Here is a 19,160-nt window from a genome sequence, read left to right on the forward strand (position 1 = left end):
GATCTGTCGGGTAGAGAGCATAGATGATGACAATCGACATGAAAGTGGAATCGCGAAAAGAATGATCCGAGCGAACGTCCCCTTGTTGATGAACAGACTATTTTCTGAACCAGATTGAAAAAGCACGCCGGCTGCCTCGGTCAGGCGAGTTGCCTCAATGTTGAATTGCGGACTTCCGACTGACGGTCGCTAGCGACACGGCGTTTGTGACGATTCTACTCACCGACCAAGGAAAACATCAGAACCGACCGGTGGCGGACCATCTATGCCGGGAGTCGCATAACGCTCGGCCCCAACCGCCCACGATTGTAGCAACCTGCGCGAGGCTGTAACAGGTTTGAAAACCGAACGGCCCGTAGGACACCATGGATCTCGAACCACGCCTGCTTCGCTACCTGCTCGCAATCGATCGTGCCGGGTCTTTCCAGAAGGCTGCCGAGGCTCTCGGCATCTCGCAGCCGGCACTGTCTGTCAGCATCGCGCGACTGGAAGATATAACCCGTATGCATCTCGTTGACCGCGGGCGGTACGGCGCCATCCTGACGGATACGGGCCGGATCCTGATCCGGCACGCCGAAAGCATCGAGTCTATCCTGCAACTTGCACAGACGGAACTCGAGGCTCGTCGTCGTGGCGCCGAGGGGCCATTACGCGTGGGAGGAACACCGCTGGCAACGGGAAGCATCCTGCCGCGGGTGATCGCGCAAATGCTTAAGGAAGGCGGCAATGTCGCGGTTACCGTGACGGAGGGTACCGACGAGGAACTGATGGAGCGGCTCCTCACCCACGAGATTGATCTGGTCATTTCCAATGTCGGACAACGGCCAACGCCCGATGGCGTTGAGGAGACCCCCCTTTTTACCGCCCGCTCCGTCATTGTCGTCAGAGCCGGTCATCCGCTTGCGGGCAGAGAACAGGTCTCACTCGTGGAACTCACCGATTCCACCTGGGTGATGCCGCCGCCGGGGGGTGCATTCCGCAAGCAGATCGAGGCGCTCTTCATGATCAACGGTCTTGCTTTTCCCGCCAACCTCGTTGAGGCGGCGCCATTCAGCGTGCTGAAAGCCATCGTCGAGCGGTCCGACGGTGTAAGCATCCTTTCGGACCAGTTCCTGCGCGACGAAATCCGGCGCGGCATACTCACTGCAATTCCGCTGGCAGAACATATCGCGACACGAAAATTCGCAATGCAGAAGATTGCCGGCAGGCAGCTCAATCTTCTTGGACAGCGTTTCGTTTCAGCTGCAAGGGACCTGTCCATGGGGATCGATGAGGAATGAAGGCAGGTCGAACACCGAGACCTGACCAACGATCTACTCAACCTATCCATAATCTGATGTTATAATCACTGCCCATTCTATTATTTGACGAATGGAATGTGGCGGCGATAGTGTTCTTCCGGGACACAGGAGGAGGACGCGACATTGATTTCCAAACTGCTTCTAGCAACAACCACCGCCACGGCACTCTGCTTCGCGGCCTGCGCGAACGCCCAGGAGGTGAAGGGCGAAGTCATTCATCAATGGACCTCCGCCGCAGAATCTGCTGGCGTCAAGGTTCTGGCCCAGAAGTTCACCGAACTCGGCGGGACGTGGGTAGACAACGCCATCTCCGGCGGGCCAAACGCCCGCTCGACGGCGGTCAATCGCGTCGTCGGCGGCAACCCGCCGGCCGCCATGTTGTTCAATACAGGCGCACAGTTCGTCGAACTTCAGAACAACGGCCTGCTCCGTGACCTGACCGAGACGGCCAAGGCCGACAAATGGCAGGATAAATTGCCCGCAGCGCTTTTGAATTCCGGGATGGTTGACGGCGAATACTGGGCGCTGCCTATTTCCGGCAACGGTGCCAACTGGTTCTGGTTCAACAAGTCGATTCTCGACAAGATCGGCGTTGCCAAACCGAAGAACTGGGACGAGGTCTTCGCGGCGTTCGACAAGGCCAAGGCCGCTGGTATCACACCGTTCACGCCGTCCGGCGAGCCGCGGTGGCAGCGCCTGATGTTCAACGCCGTCGTCCTGAGTGTCGCCGGCCGAGAAACCTATGACGCCGTCATCTACAAGCGCGATGCCTCCGCCGTTCGCGGCGAGAAGTTCAAGGCTGCCGTCAAGATCTTCGAAAAGCTGCGGGATTATTCTGACTCCGGCACGCCTGGCCGTTCCTGGCCGGATTCGACCAATCTCGTGATTTCTGGCAAGGCCCTGATGACGCAGGGTGGCACTTGGCTGAACGGCGCCTTTGCAGCCGCCGGCAAGACGGCCGGTAAGGACTATGAATGCGCCATCATCAATGCTGACCAGGGTATGGTGATCTCGGGTGATGTATTCCTTTTCCCGGAGCCGAAGAATGCGGCGATGACCAAGGCGCAGGATCTGCTCCTCAAGGCTTTCGCAGACGTTCCGACCCAGACGGCCTTCGCTGTCGCCAATGGCACGATCCCGATCCTCAAGGGCGCGGATACGTCCAAGCTCAACCCCTGCATCGCGGAAGCGTCGCGTTTCTTCAACGATCCCAAGCTTTCCACCGGCAGTGATCAGATGATGTTCAGCCCGGCAATCGTTGGTGCAGTCGAGGATGCCATTACCCGCTTCTCGACCAAGGGTGGCCTCACCGCAGAGCAGTTCATCGAAGCCTATGCAAAGGGGCTCTCCGCGAGCTGACCCGCAAACGATAGGGGGAGCGTGTTTCGCCACGTCCCCCGAATGACCAGATATTCGGAGTTTCTTTCGTGTTTGTGAGGTCGCCTTCAAGCAGTCGCCTTCAGGCGACCCTGACGCTCGTCCCCGTCGCATTCGTCGTTCTGTCCGTTTATGTCGGCGGCGTGTTGTGGGCCGCGGGCATTTCCTTTACCCGCTCGTCCATGTTGCCGAACTACAGGTTCGCTGGCTTTACTCAGTACATAAACCTGTTCTCGAATGCCCGGTGGCAGGTTTCGCTCGGTAATATGGCGCTGTTCGCCGTGATCTTTATTCCAGTCACGCTGCTGATCGGGTATTCGATGGCTGCGATGATCAACCGCGGCGTGCGTGGCGAAAATGCGCTGCGGACCATCTATCTCTACCCGTTCGCCATGTCGTTTATCGTCACCGGTCTCGTCTGGCGCTGGCTGCTTGACCCCAATTTCGGCATTGCCGACGTGGCGCGCAAGCTAGGTTTCGAGAATGCCTCCTTCGACTGGATCGTCAATGCTGACATGGCGCTCTTCACGATCGTCATCGCCGCAGTCTGGCATTCGTGTGGTCTCGTCATGGTCGTTTTGCTGGCCGGTCTGAGGGGCGTCGACGACGACTTATGGAAGGCGATCCGTATCGAGGGCATTCCAGCCTGGAAGGCTCATCTCTTCATCATCATGCCGAGCATCGGTGCCAGCATCGCGACTGCCTTGGTGTTGATGTCGCTTACGGTCGTGCGCATGTTCGATGTTGTCGTAGCCATGACCGGCGGTGGCCCGGGTATCGCGACGGATGTTCCGGCCAAGTTCATCATCGATCATATGTTCGAGCGCCAACAGGTCGGCCTTGCATCCGCCGCGGCCACGACGCTGCTGCTTCTCGTGCTGGTGATCGCAGTACCGCTTCTCTACCTGAAGAGCCGTCGCAAGGGAGCTGCACAATGACCATCACAAACGGTCCGGTTCTCGTTCGCCGCAATGCTTTTGCCGCCCCGCTTTCGCGCATTTTGGTCTATGTGCTGCTGATCGCCATTGCGATCGCGGCGCTGGTGCCGCTCTACGTGATGATCGTCACCGCGTTCAAGTCGATGGAGGAGATCCGCTCGGGTACATTGCTCTCGCTGCCGCATGCGTTCAGTTTCGAGCATTGGCATAAAGCCTGGAATTCAGCCTGTACCGGCCTGCGCTGCGAAGGCCTGAAGGTGGGATTTGTGAATTCCTTCCTAATCACCATTCCAAGCGTTTTCCTGGCTATCGCCGTGGGTGCGGTGACTGGCTATACACTGAGCTTCTGGCGGGTGCGCTTCGCCAATGTCCTGTTCACGGTCATGCTCATCGGCGGGTTCTTCCCCTACCAGGTTCTGATCTATCCGCTGGTTCGCATCACCTCGACTATCGGCCTGTTCAATTCGCTCGCGGGTGTGATCTTCGTCCATGTCGTCTTCGCGCTGCCGGTCGTGACGCTGCTGTTTCGCAACTACTTCGCGTCTATACCGATTGACCTGTTCAAGGCCGCGCGGATCGATGGGGCCGGTTACTGGCGGATTTTCTTTTCCATTCTGCTGCCGATGTCCGTTCCGATGATCGCGGTGGCCGGCATCCTGCAGGTCACCTTCATCTGGAACGACTATATCGTCGGCCTCGTCTTCGGCGGTATCAACTATGCCCCGATGACCGTCCAGCTCAACAACATCGTGCACTCCACCTACGGGGAACGGGAATACAACGTGGAGATGGCGGCGACGCTGCTCACCTCGGTCGTTCCCCTGCTCGTCTACTTCACGTCGGGCCGCTGGTTTGTTCGCGGCGTAGCATCCGGCGCCGTGAAAGGCTAATCATGACAGGCGTACAGCTTCGCAACCTTGCCATCCGCTATGGAAGTGTAGAGGTTCTCAAAGGCATTAACCTCGAGATTCCTGCTTCGGAATTCATCGTGCTGCTCGGCCCCTCCGGCTGCGGCAAATCCACGCTCCTGAACGCAATTGCTGGCCTCCAGGATGTGGCTGAGGGCCAGATCCTGATCGGCGAGCAAGACATGACCGATGTCGAGCCGAAGAACCGCGGCATCGCCATGGTCTTCCAATCCTATGCGCTCTATCCGCGCATGAGCGTGCGCGGCAATCTCAGCTTCGGCCTCAAGGTAGCCAAGGTGGCAAAACCGGAGATCGAAAAGCGGGTCGCACATGTGGCAAAGATGCTGCAGATCGAGCCGCTGCTTGACCGCAAGCCAGCGGAACTCTCAGGCGGCCAGCGCCAGCGCGTGGCTATCGGACGTGCTGTGGTGCGCGATGCGGGTGTCTTCCTGTTCGATGAGCCGCTTTCCAACCTCGACGCGCAGCTACGCTCGGACCTGCGCGTCGAGATCAAGCGGCTTCACCAGCGCCTCAGGTCCACGATGATCTACGTGACCCATGACCAGATCGAAGCAATGACCCTGGCGGACCGCATCGTGGTGATGAAGGACCGCATCATCCAGCAACAGGGCACGCCGGACGAAATCTACAACAGGCCCGCGAATACGTTCGTGGCCCGCTTCGTGGGGTCGCCTGCCATGAATTTCCTGGACGGCACGATAAGCGGCGGCGATGCGATCGTTGATGGGCAGGCCGTGCCCATTGCCGCAGGCCTCTCTGCGCCACTTGCGGACGGACGCAAGGTGATCGTCGGGGTGCGCCCCGAGGATGTGACGATTCATGCCGATGCACCTGGCTCCGGCCTTGCGGCTGACATCGACGTGGTCGAACCGATGGGTCCGGAAAAGCTGGTGTGGTGCAAGCGGGGTGAGATCGGCCTGTCCGTCAAGGCGCCGTCCTCTGCCACGGTCAGGTCAGGCGACCGCGTCCGGCTCGGCTTCGCGGAACAAAAGCTGCATATCTTCGACACAGAGACTGGAAAGCGCATCCAATGACCGGACATATCTTGAAGAAGCTGGCTGCTCATCCTTTCAACCTGGATGACAAGGCCCTCGCCTGGGTCCGATCTACTTTCGAGGGGCTGTCGCTTGACGAAAAACTCGGCCAGATCATGCTACCGCTTTGCCGCGACCTGTCCACCGAAAGCCTTTCGGTCCCGCTTTCGCGTCATGTCGGCGGCATCCATCGCATGCCTTCCCGCACGGAGCAGGAGCTTCGAGCCAGCGCCGACTACCTCCAGACGCGGACTGCCATTCCGCTGCTGATGACCTGCGACATCGAGTTCTCCGAAAAGAGCAGTGTCTCGGCCGGTACGCCCTATCCCAATCAGATGGCAATCGCCGCCACGGGCGATCCGGAACAGGCGCGCCGTATGGGTGTGGTCGCGGGGAGGGAGGGTGCCTACCTTGGCTTCAACATCACCTGGACGCCAGTCGCTGACCTGGCCTTCAACTTCCGCTCCAACGTGGTCAACACCCGCTCCTTCGGCTCCGATGTCACCACCGTCATGGCGATGACCGCCGCTTACCAGCAAGGCGCTCGCTCTGCAGGCTTTGCGAGCAGCGTCAAACACTGGCCGGGCGACGGCCTTGATGACCGCGATCAGCATTTCGCCACGACACACAATACCTTATCGATGCGCGAGTGGCGCGACACGTTCGGGAAGATCTACGCGGATACGATTGCAAACGGCGTTCAGGTCGTCATGGCCGGTCATATCACACTTCCCGCCTTTACCGCCGAACTGGGCGCGGCGGCCCGCAGCCCGGCCCACATGCCAGCGACGCTCAACTTCGATCTCTGCACGACCTTGCTTCGCGACGAACTGGGCTTCAACGGTCTTGTGGTATCCGACGCCTCCGGCATGGTCGGCTTCAATGCCCGTGGGCCTCGTAGCGAACTCGTGCCGCTTTGCATCGCGGCCGGCTGCGATATCCTGCTTTTCCCGGACGATCTCGACGAAGACCTCGGGCACCTGAAGGCCGGCCTTGAAAACGGCGCCCTGACGCAGGAACGCCTTGATGAGGCAGTCTTGCGTGTTCTCGCACTCAAGGCGTCCATGAACTTGCACCACACCGGCGGGCGCCCATCGGCCGAAGACGATCGCGCCCGCTTGATCGGTCTCGCCCAGCACGCCGAATGGTCGCGAACGGCGTCGGAGGCCGCCATTACGCTCGTCAAGGACACTCAGGGCCTGCTGCCGCTCGATCCAATCCGGCACAGGCGGGTTCTTCTGGCGCAACTCGACAATCGGATGAGCCCTTCCGGTCCGCTTCCGCAGCTTCTGGTCGCTGATCTTCTCCGCGAGCGGGGTTTTGAGGTTTCCCTTCATCGCAAAGGCGAGCCAATCGATGCGGCATCCTACGATATTGGCATGTATCTGATGGCCGAGGAGGGCGTTTCTGCCAAGGAAAACCTCGGGCCTCGTTGGGAAGATCTCCACGGCCTCTTTCCCCATTCGATGGAACGGCTTTGGAAATACCTTCCGACGGTCTACGTTTCGCTTGGCACGCCATTCCTGCTTTACCATATGCCGGAATGCCAAACATTCGTGAACGGGTATGCGGCGGTTGCGCCGGTACAACAGGCGCTTGTGAGGGCATTGATTGGGGAAATCGAATTTGTTGGGCGGAGCCCGGTTGATCCGAGCTGCGGCCTTGAGGAGGCACTGCTTTAACAATCTCGCAGTCTCCACCTGTGCGCGCTCGTAAGCTGGTTCTTGATCGCATCGCACGACGTCAGCCCTTCTGCGATTGGCAGAAGGACAGAACCAATGAAGTGCTGTTCACCAGCTGCTGAAGTCTCGTCCGGCTGCGATCACAGCCTCGGCCACTTCCGCTCCGATTGTCAGAGCAGATCGGTAAATACTCGCGCTGCGATCTGCTAATCGGTTTGAGGGGCGCTCATCGGTCCTGATGTCATGCCCGTTCAGGTCGGAGCAGAATCTCAGCGGAGACACCGGCGGCAATTCGATAGCGCCACGATCCCAAGTGCGGCAGCAACTCCACTGACCCAGAACCGACCGGCTTGGGTTCAGGCTGCGCGCATTCGGGGCGAGCGCTTAGATTATGTGTTGGTTGAAGATCAATGCGCTTGGATCCCGAAGTCGAGCACGATGACGCCAAGAATCAAGGCCGAAAGCCAGCGCCTGAGCTTAAATCGACCCCATGCAGCACAAATAAGCAATCCACCAAGCCAGACATTGGCCTGGGTTCATCGCCCAAATATTGCCCACCGATGAACCTAGGTTAATCATTTCCTCCATTGGATATACCACGTAGTACATTATACGTTATGTGCTATGCGGTCGGATAGCGGACGTGCTGAAAGCTTCGACGCGCTACAGATTGGGCGAGACGGTGGGGCAGCGCGCGGCGCGTCGTTGGAGGAAGGGATACGTGACAGATATTGATACCGCCAAGGTTCCGGCCGAGAAGCGGACAAAATCCTTGACTGAACAGGCCTATGCCATTTTGCGCGAACGAGTTATCACCGGCATTCTTCCGCCCGGCGCCGAGGTGTCTGAGCCTGAACTTGCCGAGCAGTTGCAAATGAGTAAGACCCCCGTGCGTGAGGCCTTAGCAAGGCTCTGCGTCGAGGGATTCATGGAAGCCTATCCCCGGCGAGGCTACCGCGTTACACCCGTTACGATCAAAGATATGAATGATCTCTTTTATGTACGTGGCGTGCTTGAGGGCGCAGCGGCTGCCCTTGCTGCCCAGCATCTGACGATTGAGGAAATGGACCGGCTCGATGAGCTGGCAGATGCTAGCTACGTGATGGGCGAGGAGATGAGCACGCGCACCTTCGTCTCACGCAATGAGCAGTTTCATTCCTTGATCGCGCAAGGATCACGCAATCAGCGGCTCCACACTCTGGTGATGAGTCATCTGGAGGAATGCGCACGGTTGTTCCACATGGGCACCCGCGTTCGCGACATCAATCCGGAGACAACCAACGATCACCACCGGATCCTCGCCCATCTGCGCGCGCGCGATGCCGAGAAAGCCCGACAGGCAATTATCGACCACAACGAAAATACCCGGAAGGGATTGTTGGCCGCGCTCATTTCAAACAGCGCAGCCGGTTTGACGCTTTAGAGATATATTTGGAATTATACCTAGTCGGCCAATGTGTGATGGGGTTCGATCGGCTCAGCTGCTTTTTGCCAAGGTTCTGTCTGCGTCAGCTGAAGCACAAAACCGAAGCACCGCCAGCAGCCTGAACCGAGAGAGAGCCCGCCGTGATCCCGGCGGCAAGGCAGGCTCCGGCATCTGCGGCGGAGAGCCAGGCATCGATGAAACCGGCATTGAAGGCATCGCCCGCACCGGTCGTATCGACCACGTTCACGGGTTGAGCAGGCACGTGCAGCATCTCCCCTTCCGTCGCAAGCCAAGCGCCTCTGGCACCATCTTTCAGGACGACATGTGGAAAATGCTGCGTGAGTTGTGCAAGAGCTTCTTGCGGATCTGATAACCCGGTAATAGCTTCTGCCTCTTCCCGGTTGGGCAGGAAAAGATCTACGCCGCGGCAGGTGGCAAGCAGGTTTTCATCATAGATGAGATCTGCATCCCAGCTTGGATCGAGCGACACCGTAAGACCTTGCTCCTTCGCAAGCGCGATCAGGTCGGGAATCTCGTGCAGGGTCGCATATTCAGCAATATGCAGATGGCGGGCATGAGACCAGGCGACTGCGGCCTCCAGCGTCGACGGACGCGCAGACCCAGCCCGCTTGGTGAGGAATGCCCGCTCGTCTCCAAGCACTGTTACCGCCGTAAGCTGCGGTCCGGCCTCAACAGAACATTCGACAAAGCGCAGATTGACGCCCGTCGCCTTGATCTCGGCGCCTGTCTGGGCTGACAGCGGATCCACGCCCAATCTGGCAACCAACGCCGTTTCACGCCCCAGATGTTGCAGGTGAGCCGCGGTGATATAGGCACCGCCGCCTGCCGAGATCGTCAGGCCATTAGCAAAGATTTCGCGACCGAGAACGGGCAGGCCGGAAAGGCCCGTAAAGATAAGGTCGCTATAGATGCGTCCGATGCTGAGCACCGCCGTGCGCTGTGCGGGCGTTTCCATCATGCGCGACCTAGAAGCCGCTCCGACTTTGCATCGAAGAGATAAAGGCTGCCGCTCTGGGCATGGCACGTCAGTTTGCTGCCGACTGCCGGAACGAACTTCTCCCGCGCCGTTGCGACGATGGATACACCGCCGACATCCAGATGAACCAGTGTTTCAGGGCCAAGCGGCTCGACAGCCGTGACCGTGCCGGTGATCGACGTTCCGTCCGTTCTGGTCTCAACACTGCCATCCACGCGCGCCACCAGATCGTGCGGACGGATACCGATGAGAATGTCTCCGCCCGAGGCTGGCCCGACCTGATCGCCATCACGACGGCCGTTGAGGAGGTTCATGGACGGGCTGCCGATGAAGCGGGCCGTGAATACATCCACCGGACTTTCATAGAGTTCGGACGGCGTGCCGACCTGGAGAATATGGCCGTCCTTCATGACCACGATCCTGTCCGCCATGGTCATGGCTTCCACCTGATCGTGGGTGACGTAGACAGTCGTGGTTTTCAGGCGCTGATGCAGCCGCTTGATCTCGATGCGCATCTGGGCGCGCAACTGGGCATCAAGGTTCGACAGGGGTTCGTCGAACAGGAAGGCCGAAGGATTGCGCACCATGGCACGGCCGATGGCGACGCGCTGGCGCTGACCGCCGGACAAAGCTGCCGGACGCCGGTCGAGGTAGGCGTCGAGGCCCAGAATGCGGCTTGCCTCTTCGATGCGCTTGTTCTTTTCCGCCTTGTCCAGATTCGACGTATAGAGACCAAAGCCGATGTTCTGGCGCACCGTCATATGCGGATAGATCGCATAGTTCTGAAAGACCATGGCGATGTTGCGCTGCTTGGGCTCGCGCTCGTTGACGACCTCATTGCCGATTTTCAGCTCGCCACCGGAGATCTCCTCAAGGCCCGCAATCATGCGAAGCGTCGTGGACTTGCCGCAGCCCGAGGGGCCGACGAACACGACGAATTCACCATCGGCAATATCGAGATCGATACCCTTGACGGCCTCTACCTTGCCGTAGCGCTTGACCAGCTTGTTGAGTTCAATCGTCGCCATCAGCGGGCTCCCGTCAATGCGGTGAATTTCTCGTTGAGTTCGGTGGAAGCCTGCGCTTCGCGAGCCGCGCTTTCAGAGGCGGCGCGTTCAAAAGCCTCAAGCGTTTGCCGGTAAGCCGAAATGGCCTCATCCATCGGTTCCGGGGCAGGACCGCCGAAACGCTTGCGAACCGCAACGAAATGCTCCGGCGATACAAGCTTCCGGAAGGTTGGCTCGTCCAGTTGCGGATCGCGATTGGTTGAATGGCGAAATGCTTCAAAGAAGGGCTGGAAGCCGTGATTGGGCAGATCGCCCTTGGACGCGACCACGCTTCTGGCGGTTGCGGCGGCAATCTCGTGTGCTTCACGGAAGGAGAGACCTTCAAGCCGCACCAGCGAATCCGCCAGCTCCGTGATGGTGATGCAGGAGCGGCGGATATTCTCATCCACCCGTTCAGGGTCGATGCTGATCTGGCCGATCAGGCTTGCGAGAAGATCCAGCACGCGCGAGGCGGAGGCAAAGGCTTCGTATCCCGCGCCCTGACTTTCTCCTTCGCTGTCATTCATGTCGGTGAACGGCGTATTGTGCATGATATCCAGCATCGTGCGGGCACGACCGAAGGTCTGGCTCGCCAGATGCCGCAAATGCTCGATCGGCACCGGGTTGCGCTTTTGCGGCATGATGGAAGAGATCTGCACGAGCGCGTTTGGCACATAGATCTGCCCGACCTCGAAGCTCGTCCAGAACTGGAAATCCTGAATGAGGCGGCCCAGATGCAGGAACATCAGCTCGATCGCGGAATAAGTGGAGGTGGTGTAATCCACCGCCGCTATGCAGGAATAGGAGTTGCGCTGCGCCCGCGCAAAGCCAAGCAACTGGGCGACACGGGCCCGGTCTATCGGGAAGCCTGACGTCGTAATGGCCGCGGCACCCATGGACGAGAGATCGACAATGCGGCGCGCTTCGGCAAAGCGCTCGATATCGCGGATCAGCACTTCAATTGCAGCCGATAGATAGTGGCCGAACGTCGTCGGCTGGGCTGGCTGGCCATGGGTATAGGCAACGATCAATGTCGTCTTGTTGCGTTCCGCCGTATCGATCATGGCAGCCAGCAGTGTCCGTGCCTTGACCATCAGCGCATCGATCCGCTGCTTCAGGCCAAGCTTGAAAAGCGTATGATCGATGTCATTGCGCGAACGTGCGGTGTGCAGGCGGCCTGCAATATCGACACCGATACGGGCTTTCAGCTCCTTCTCGATGAGGAAGAAATAGTCCTCCACCTCGCCTGTGTAGACCAGCATGGAGGGATCGATGTCCCGATCGATCTCGACGAGGGCTTGCGCAATTTTCGCCGCTGTCCCGGTATCAAGGATACCGGTCTCCACCAGCATGACCAGATGGGCGCGGTCGATCTGGCGAAAGGCTTCGACGTGATGTCCCTTGGCGCCGTCGAAAAGCGGGCGCAGCACCGTTTCCTTGTAGACGGGATCGGGAAAGCGGCTGGTATCGGAAAGGCGCGGGTTCATGTCCGCCATGGTCTTATCCCTTCAGGCCTGCCAGCATGACACCGCGCACGATGTACCTCTGCAGGACGAGAAACACGAGAAGCGTGGGAAGCGTCGCGATGGCGGCACCGGTCATGATCATTTCCCACTGGATGGATTGTTCGACGGCAAAGCTCGATAGACCGACCGGCAGCGTGTAAAGCTCCTTGCTGGTGGTGACGATCAGCGGCCAGAAGAAGGCTGTCCAGTTGCCAAGAAAGGTGAAGATCGCCAGCGCCGAAAGGGCAGGGGTGACCAGAGGCATGGCGACCTTCCACCAGATCTGGAATTCGTTGAGGCCGTCGACACGCGCCGCCTCGATGAAGTCATTCGGCACGGTTTCGAAGAACTGCTTCATCAGGAAGGTGCCGAAGGCCGTCATCATGCCCGGGAACATGATGCCCCAATAGCTATCCAGCCAGCCGAGCTGGCTCGACATGAGATACCACGGGATGACCAGCATTTCGGTCGGGATCATCAGCGTCGAGAGGATGGCGATGAACACGAACTGACGGCCGCGAAACTGGAACTTGGCCAGCGTATAGCCGACCAGACTATCAAAGAAGCAGTTCGAAAGGGTAACGGCAACGGCGACGATCGTGGAGTTGAGGAACCACCGCATGAAGCGGCCATCGGCCAGAACCGAGATATAGTTCGCAAGCGTTGGCGCCGCAGGAATGAGGCGCAGGTCATAAACCTGATCGGCGCTTTTGAAGGAGGTCGAGAACATGAAAGCGAGCGGCGAGATCATGATCAGCCCGCCGATGAACAGTACGGTCCAGGCAATGATGCGGCCAGGGCGAATATTGGCGCGGTGCAGCGCGGGTGCCTCGCTCATTTCTTTTCCCTCAGTATGAAGAGCTGCAGAAGGGAGACGACCATCAGGATGGAGAACAGCACGACTGTCTGCGCCGCCGCGTAGCCCATGGCATAAGAATTGAAAGCCGTCTGATAGATCATCAGCACGAGCGGCTTCGTCGATCCAAGCGGTCCGCCCGGATCATTCGTGGTCATGTTATAAACCTGGTCGAAGATGCGCAGGAAACCGATGGAAGAGAAGACCACGAGAAAGACCGTGGTTGGCTTCAGGAGCGGCAGCGTGATCTTGCGCAGGATTGCCCATTCGCCAAGGCCATCGATGCGCGCTGCTTCATAGAAGGTGTTCGGAATAGCGCGCAGCCCCGCCATGAAGATTATGATCTGGAAGCCGAGACCTGCCCAGATGGCCGTGACCATGATGGAGAACAGGGCCTGATCCGTGGAGCGAATGAAGGGCTGCTGCGGAATTCCGACAAGGCCGATAATGTCGTTGATGACTCCGATCGGCGGCGGCTGGTAGAACCAGCGCCAGACCCAGGCCATGGCAGCAGCCGTGGTGAGGAAGGGCAGGAAATAGAGCGCGCGGATGAAATTGTGCATGAAGCGCACGCGATCGAGAAAATAGGCGATCGTAAACGCCAGCACGAGGCTGATCGGTGTTCCGACGATCAGATAGGTGAAGGTGTTCTTGAACACCTTCCAGAACTGCGGATCCTTGAAAAGCTTGATGTAATTGGCAAAGCCGACAAGCTTGGCAGGGCGCAGAAGATCCCAGTTGGTGAAGGAGAGGTAGAAGGCCTGAAGCGTGGGATAGAAACGGATGACCGTGTAAAAGAGGATTGGCAGCGCCAGAAAGCCCCAGATCCAGAGCAGGCGCTTGGTGTGCATGGAAAAGCGGTCACCACCGGTGCCGCCGGGACGGCCCTTTGCCGCCCCCTGCTGTTCTATCACTGCCATGGTTGTTTCCTGATCAGGGCTTTGCAGCGTCAATGATTTCCTGTTCGGCTTCAGCAGCTTGGCTCAGGGAATCCTTGACCGGCTGCTTTTCCAGAAGCACGCGGTTGACCATGTCGATGGCGTTCTGGCGCTGTGCCGCCTCATCCTTGAACATGGTGGTATGCGCGTATTCCAGACCCTTCAGGAAGGGACCGAACACCGGATCCTTGAGGTTGGCATCTGTCAGCGCCGCCGAACGGCGGGCAGGCAGTTCACCCACCGTCTTCAGCCAGATATCCATGGCCGCAGGCGAGGAAATGTAAGCGAGGAATTTCTTCGACGCTTCCAGCTTATCGCCCTTGGTCTTTGCGCCGATGCCATTGGCGAAATAGCTGGCATAGTTGGAGCGCTTGCCTTCCGCATTGGCCGGAAGTTCTGTCACGCCCCATTCGAAGTCCTTGATCGTCTTGAAGGAGCCGAGACGGAATGTGCCGTCGATCGTCATGCCAGCCTTGCCGCCACGAAACGCGGCCTGGCCTTCATCCATGAAGCCCGCCTGGCCGATCTTCTTTTCAAGCTGCAGGCTGGTATAAAAGTTAAGCGCCTTGAGGCCAGCATCGCTGTTGTAGGCTACCTTGGTATCGTTGTCCGTATAGGGCTCGCCACCATACTGACGGATCAGCACTTCACGCCACCACTGGTGATCCTGCCCGCCCATGTCGAGCGTGGAACCGGCAACAGTGAGATTGCCGGCTGCATCGTGCTTGGCAATCTTCTGGGCGGCAGCAACGAATTCATCCAGCGTCTTGGGCGGGTTGTTCGGGTCGAGACCTGCCTCGGTGAACAGCTTCTTGTTATAGAACAGAGCGAGTGAACGGACCGCTGTCGGCAGGCCGTAATAGTCGTCGCCGCGCTTCATGGCTTTTACGATGGGGAAGAATTCGCCCTCGATCTTGTCGTGCGGGAAGGCATCCTTCGGCAGCGGCTGCAGAATGCCGCCAGCAGCGAACTTGTCGAGCCAGCCGTAGAACAGTTGCACGACATCCGGGCCCTTGCCGGACATGTTGGCCGCAATGACGCGGGTCTGGTAATCGGCATAGGGGAACGTCACCTGCTTGACGGTAATATCCGGATTGGCCTTCTGGAACTCAGCAATCAACTGGTCCATCGCCTTGACGCGGGTGTCGAAAACATACTGCCAGTATTCGATCTCCACGGCCTGGGCCGCGTTGAACGCCGTCAAGCTGAAGCCGGCAATGAGACCGGCCAACAAAGTTGCCTTGCGCATGTGATCCTCCATGTTTCCAGCCGATGGTCCGGTCTGGCCTGTTCCCTGTTTGGGTCACCTTCTGGTGACCGGACGAAGAGGATGAACATGGCTTCTCGCCACTCTCCTGCCACCCTCGCAGTCGTTTCCTACGGTCTATCGGCTTTGCTTATATGTCAATAACATAATTTAGTTGAATTAAGTTATTGCCCTTTGATGGTGTCCGCCCTTATGACTGAGAGGCGAGGAGAAGAGGATGACGAACCCAAACGGCAGCCACGCCGTGGCGATCGGCAAAAATCCGGAACGCAGCCGCGAGCACAACCGGCGGGTGGTTCTGGCCGTCGTGCGTCAGCATGGCTCGCTTGGTCGCGCGCACATCGCCAAGCTGACCCAGTTGACGGCGCAGGCGGTGGCCAACATCGTTGACGAACTGGTTGGCGAAGGGTTGCTGATGCAACTGGGACGGCGCAAGACGGAGCGCGGGCAGCCGCCCATCCAGTTCTCCGTCGATCCGGATGGCGGCGCCACGATCGGCGTCGAAATTGCAGCTGACCATGTGGTGACCGTCGCGCTGGACCTTTCGGGCAAGCTCCGGCACCAGCGCATTCTGCCTTTGGAAGATCGAACGCCAGACGGAATTCTTGCTACATTTTCCAGTGAATTCAAAATGATGCAACAGGCCGTTCGCCTCAAGCTTCTGGGGGCGGGAGTGGTTATGCCGGGTCCCTTCGAGATCGAGGGCATGACCTCCGTCGGACCGACGACATTGCCTGCCTGGGGTGGGCGCGATGCTGCCCAGACGCTGGGCGAGGCCTGCGGTTATCCCGTTGTTGTCGAAAATGATGCAACAGCGGCAGCGGTCGGCGAGCGGTTGTTCGGGGCTGGCAGGGCGATTTCAAATTTCTGCATGGTCTATTTCGGCGTGGGTCTTGGCCTCGGCATGATCCAGGACGGAGCGCCCTATCGTGGAGCCTTTGGCAATGCAGGGGAAATCGGCCACATCACCATCAAGCCGCGCGGCAAATCCTGCCCCTCCTGCGGCCAGCGGGGATGCCTGGAAGGCTACGTCTCCACCTATGCGCTTCGGGAAAAGCTGCAGGCCGCAGGCATTTCCGACACGGACTTCGAGACGCTGGAACGCCTGCACGCTGAGCGCCATCCGATTGTTGCCCAATGGATACGTGAAGCGGCCGATCATCTAGGTCCGGTGCTTGCCATGCTGGAAAACATTCTCGATCCACAGACACTGATCCTCGGCGGGACGCTGCCGGATCGAATCATCGATGACGTGATTGCAGGCATGCATCGCTTGCCGACATCTGTGGCAAGCCGCCGCCAACGCGATCTTCCCCGCATCATGCGCGGCCAGACCGGCCAATTGACCGCTGCACTGGGTGCAGCAGCCCTTCCGCTTTTCGACATGGTGACGCCCAAGCTCGAGATCTCGCTGCAGGAAACGGGCGCACAAATCTAGATTTTACAGGAGGTTCAAGATGCTTTCAGCCCGCGAACGGATCGAACGACAGATGAGCGATCCGGCCCTGGTTCGGCTTCACCGCAAACTGAGCCGCCTGACTTCGGTTCTCACCATGATGAACACCGGCGCGCATCCGGACGACGAGCAGAACGGCATGCTGGCCTGGTTGCGGCTTGGCCTTGGCATGCGCGTCATCATAGCCTGTTCCACGAGAGGAGAAGGCGGACAGAATGCGCTTGGGCCTGAACGGTTGGGGGCTCTCGGCGTTCTGCGCTCCCGCGAGCTGGAGGAGGCAGCGCGCGTGCTGGATTCCGATGTGCACTGGCTGGGTCATGGCCCCGCCGACGAGGTGCATGATTTCGGTTTCTCGAAGGACGGAGACGCGACATTCGATCGCTGGGGCGAGAAACGGATCATCGAGCGTCTGGTACGCGCCTACCGCAGGGAGCGCCCTGACATCGTGGTGCCGACCTTTCTCGATGTGCCCGGACAGCACGGCCACCACCGCGCCATGACCCGGGCCGCCGAGGCGGCCATTGAGCTGGCAGCGGATGAGACCGCCTTTCCGCACCATTTCGAGGAAGGGCTGGCACCGTGGAAGGTCGCCAAATACTATCTCCCCGCCTGGTCTGGCGGCGGCGACACCTATGATGATGAAGTGCCGCCACCGGATGCGACCTTGATGCTGAAAGTGTCTGGACGCGAACCTGCCACCGGTGCAGACTACGACCGGATCGGCGAGTGGTCTCGTTACTACCACGCATCCCAGGGTATGGGGCGCTGGCCTGAACAGCCCAAGGATCGCTGGCCGCTCCACCTGAAGCTTGGTGGAAGGACGGGGGAGCCGGAAGCTTCCATCCATAATGGTCTTCCAGCATCACTCGCCGCGCTGGCGGATGCCGGAAGCCTTCCCTCACCGATCGCTGCAGAATTGCGAGCAGCCCATGAGGCGATCACACAGGCCATCGCCAGCTTCCCGGATCGCGATGCTATAACCCGCACGCTGTTGACAGCCCGCGGAGCGCTTCACCAGGTAAGCGAGGTCGCACCGGACGATTTCCTGAAGTTGCACGGTCATCGCATAGAGCGCAAGCTGACCGAAATCGACGCTGCCATTCTGGAAGCTCAAGGCATTTTCGACCGCGCCTATGCCGAGCCTTCAACCATCGTGCCGGGAGGGCGCGCACGGTTGATCGTGGAACTAGGCGATGGAGCAGCCAACAGGGAGGTGGAAATCACGCCTCATTTGCCACAGGGTGTTTCGGCCTCGCTGGACGCGCTTGGGAAACAACGGATCAACACACTTTCGGCGGCAGCGGATGCGCCGCTCTCCAACCTCTACAGTCCTGCCTGGTCGAGCCTTGGCGGCAATGGCCAAGCCTATGTGGAGATCTGCGCCGACATAGACGGTCAGAGGGTGAAAGGCGTTTTCGATCTGGAAGAGAGCTTTCTTGTAACGCCGCGCCACTCGCTGACGCTGCAACCCGACGCCCTGATCGTGCCGCTTGGCGGATCACCGCGCGGCCATGTGATCAAGGCCGAGCTGAAAGGTTCGGCGGGCACCGTGACGCTGGAAACGGGGGCGGACTGGAAGACCTCTCTCTCAGACGGAGCCTTCGAGATCACCTTGCCTCAGACGCTGGCGCCTGGCCTGTTCGAGATTGCGACGAAGGTTGACGGAGCAGCCGCTCACCGCACCACTCCGGTATCCTTCCGTCACATCGGCCACGCAATCTATCATGAGCCGGTCTCCCTCAAGGTGCTTTCGCTCGATCTGAAACTGCCCGAGGGGGCAAGGATTGGTTATGTGGGCGGCGGCGCAGATCGGGTTGGCAACTGGATGGCGCGCATGGGCCTCAATGTCGTGGAGCTGGATGCGTCGGCCCTTTCCGGCGACCTTTCGGGCTATACCACCATCGTGGTCGGCATTTTTGCCTTCGGCCTGCGCACCGATCTGGTGGCTGCGACCCGTGCGCTTCACCGCTTTGTCGTGGAGGGCGGACATCTCCTGACGCTGTATCATCGCCCGACAGATGGCTGGAACCCGGACGAGACGCCGGTTCGGCCACTGGAAATCGGCAGTCCATCGCTGCGCTGGCGCGTGACGGACCCTCACGCCGAGGTGACCGTGCTAGAACCGGACCACGTTCTTCTGAACGGCCCCAACCGTATCGAGGCAGCAGACTGGGCCGGGTGGAACAAGGAGCGCGGGCTTTACTTCGCTTCCCGTTGGGACGATGCCTATGTGCCGCTTCTTGCCATGCATGACGCCAATGAGCAGCCGTTGAAGGGGGCGCTTCTCTCGGCCGAAATCGGCAAGGGCCGCCATACGCACACGAGCCTTGTGCTACACCACCAGATGGACAAACTGGTGCCGGGCGCATTCCGGCTTCTTGCCAATCTCGTCCAGCCGGTGTGACCGT

Annotated in this window: 15 protein-coding genes; 9 read left to right on the forward strand and 6 right to left on the reverse strand. The window is 59.4% G+C overall.

Going from position 1 to position 19,160, the window contains the following annotated elements; translation table 11 throughout:
• Positions 1 to 365 precede the first annotated feature (365 nt).
• From G6N80_RS01330 to G6N80_RS01360, 7 genes are all read left to right on the forward strand, one after another.
• Positions 366 to 1,280, forward strand: a complete 915-nt coding sequence (locus G6N80_RS01330) for a LysR family transcriptional regulator (protein ID WP_165130734.1) — start codon at positions 366 to 368, stop codon at positions 1,278 to 1,280.
• Positions 1,281 to 1,424: 144 nt separating this feature from the next.
• Positions 1,425 to 2,660, forward strand: coding sequence for an ABC transporter substrate-binding protein (locus tag G6N80_RS01335; protein WP_165130736.1), 1,236 nt, complete (start codon positions 1,425 to 1,427; stop codon positions 2,658 to 2,660).
• Positions 2,661 to 2,728: 68 nt separating this feature from the next.
• Positions 2,729 to 3,616 (forward strand): carbohydrate ABC transporter permease, encoded by an 888-nt coding sequence (locus G6N80_RS01340; RefSeq protein ID WP_082547346.1) that lies wholly within the window; start codon positions 2,729 to 2,731, stop codon positions 3,614 to 3,616.
• Positions 3,613 to 4,506, forward strand: coding sequence for a carbohydrate ABC transporter permease (locus tag G6N80_RS01345; RefSeq protein WP_062556877.1), 894 nt, complete (start codon positions 3,613 to 3,615; stop codon positions 4,504 to 4,506). Before G6N80_RS01340 ends, G6N80_RS01345 begins: the two co-directional genes overlap by 4 nt.
• A 2-nt stretch (positions 4,507 to 4,508) precedes the next feature.
• The gene (locus tag G6N80_RS01350) at positions 4,509 to 5,579 is read left to right on the forward strand and encodes an ABC transporter ATP-binding protein (protein WP_062556876.1); all 1,071 of its coding nucleotides are present in this window, start codon (positions 4,509 to 4,511) and stop codon (positions 5,577 to 5,579) included.
• Positions 5,576 to 7,261 (forward strand): glycoside hydrolase family 3 protein, encoded by a 1,686-nt coding sequence (locus G6N80_RS01355; RefSeq protein WP_165130738.1) that lies wholly within the window; start codon positions 5,576 to 5,578, stop codon positions 7,259 to 7,261. Before G6N80_RS01350 ends, G6N80_RS01355 begins: the two co-directional genes overlap by 4 nt.
• A gap of 721 nt (positions 7,262 to 7,982) precedes the next feature.
• Complete coding sequence (locus tag G6N80_RS01360; protein WP_165130740.1) at positions 7,983 to 8,684, forward strand: GntR family transcriptional regulator; 702 nt, start codon at positions 7,983 to 7,985, stop codon at positions 8,682 to 8,684.
• 85 nt (positions 8,685 to 8,769) lie between these two features.
• Here the strand turns inward: G6N80_RS01360 and G6N80_RS01365 are convergent, their stop codons facing one another.
• From G6N80_RS01365 to G6N80_RS01390, 6 genes are read right to left on the reverse strand one after another with little or no spacing between them, the layout of a single operon-like run.
• Positions 8,770 to 9,666, reverse strand: coding sequence for a carbohydrate kinase family protein (locus G6N80_RS01365; protein WP_165130742.1), 897 nt, complete (start codon positions 9,664 to 9,666; stop codon positions 8,770 to 8,772).
• Entirely contained in the window at positions 9,663 to 10,712 is a 1,050-nt protein-coding gene (locus G6N80_RS01370; protein ID WP_165130744.1) for an ABC transporter ATP-binding protein, read from the reverse strand. Before G6N80_RS01370 ends, G6N80_RS01365 begins: the two co-directional genes overlap by 4 nt.
• The gene (gene argH, locus G6N80_RS01375; protein WP_165130746.1) at positions 10,712 to 12,226 is read right to left on the reverse strand and encodes an argininosuccinate lyase; all 1,515 of its coding nucleotides are present in this window, start codon (positions 12,224 to 12,226) and stop codon (positions 10,712 to 10,714) included. The genes G6N80_RS01370 and argH overlap by 1 nt, the downstream gene beginning before the upstream one ends.
• A 4-nt stretch (positions 12,227 to 12,230) precedes the next feature.
• The gene (locus G6N80_RS01380; RefSeq protein WP_062556871.1) at positions 12,231 to 13,073 is read right to left on the reverse strand and encodes a carbohydrate ABC transporter permease; all 843 of its coding nucleotides are present in this window, start codon (positions 13,071 to 13,073) and stop codon (positions 12,231 to 12,233) included.
• On the reverse strand, positions 13,070 to 14,011 hold the full coding sequence (locus G6N80_RS01385) for a carbohydrate ABC transporter permease (protein ID WP_165130748.1): 942 nt from the start codon (positions 14,009 to 14,011) through the stop codon (positions 13,070 to 13,072). The genes G6N80_RS01380 and G6N80_RS01385 overlap by 4 nt, the downstream gene beginning before the upstream one ends.
• 13 nt (positions 14,012 to 14,024) lie before the next feature.
• Positions 14,025 to 15,290, reverse strand: a complete 1,266-nt coding sequence (locus G6N80_RS01390; protein ID WP_082547345.1) for a sugar ABC transporter substrate-binding protein — start codon at positions 15,288 to 15,290, stop codon at positions 14,025 to 14,027.
• A 223-nt stretch (positions 15,291 to 15,513) separates the two neighbouring features.
• On the opposite strand from G6N80_RS01390, the gene G6N80_RS01395 reads away from it, so the two are divergent.
• Complete coding sequence (locus G6N80_RS01395) at positions 15,514 to 16,734, forward strand: ROK family protein (protein ID WP_062556868.1); 1,221 nt, start codon at positions 15,514 to 15,516, stop codon at positions 16,732 to 16,734.
• 19 nt (positions 16,735 to 16,753) lie between these two features.
• Positions 16,754 to 19,156 carry a PIG-L family deacetylase gene (locus tag G6N80_RS01400; protein WP_165130750.1) on the forward strand — a complete coding sequence of 801 codons (2,403 nt, stop codon included), beginning with the start codon at positions 16,754 to 16,756 and terminating at the stop codon, positions 19,154 to 19,156.
• Positions 19,157 to 19,160 lie beyond the last annotated feature (4 nt).

The organism is Rhizobium rhizoryzae (assembly GCF_011046895.1).
GTDB classification, from domain to species: Bacteria; Pseudomonadota; Alphaproteobacteria; order Rhizobiales; family Rhizobiaceae; genus Neorhizobium; species Neorhizobium rhizoryzae.

Coding starts and splice junctions, on each gene's coding strand:
- G6N80_RS01365 (WP_165130742.1), bottom strand. CDS start 9,666: ATGATGGAAACGCCCGCACAGCGCACGGCGGTGCTCAGCATCGGACGC.
- argH (WP_165130746.1), bottom strand. CDS start 12,226: ATGGCGGACATGAACCCGCGCCTTTCCGATACCAGCCGCTTTCCCGAT.
- G6N80_RS01345 (WP_062556877.1), top strand. CDS start 3,613: ATGACCATCACAAACGGTCCGGTTCTCGTTCGCCGCAATGCTTTTGCC.
- G6N80_RS01390 (WP_082547345.1), bottom strand. CDS start 15,290: ATGGAGGATCACATGCGCAAGGCAACTTTGTTGGCCGGTCTCATTGCC.
- G6N80_RS01330 (WP_165130734.1), top strand. CDS start 366: ATGGATCTCGAACCACGCCTGCTTCGCTACCTGCTCGCAATCGATCGT.
- G6N80_RS01355 (WP_165130738.1), top strand. CDS start 5,576: ATGACCGGACATATCTTGAAGAAGCTGGCTGCTCATCCTTTCAACCTG.
- G6N80_RS01385 (WP_165130748.1), bottom strand. CDS start 14,011: ATGGCAGTGATAGAACAGCAGGGGGCGGCAAAGGGCCGTCCCGGCGGC.
- G6N80_RS01395 (WP_062556868.1), top strand. CDS start 15,514: ATGACGAACCCAAACGGCAGCCACGCCGTGGCGATCGGCAAAAATCCG.
- G6N80_RS01400 (WP_165130750.1), top strand. CDS start 16,754: ATGCTTTCAGCCCGCGAACGGATCGAACGACAGATGAGCGATCCGGCC.
- G6N80_RS01350 (WP_062556876.1), top strand. CDS start 4,509: ATGACAGGCGTACAGCTTCGCAACCTTGCCATCCGCTATGGAAGTGTA.
- G6N80_RS01380 (WP_062556871.1), bottom strand. CDS start 13,073: ATGAGCGAGGCACCCGCGCTGCACCGCGCCAATATTCGCCCTGGCCGC.
- G6N80_RS01370 (WP_165130744.1), bottom strand. CDS start 10,712: ATGGCGACGATTGAACTCAACAAGCTGGTCAAGCGCTACGGCAAGGTA.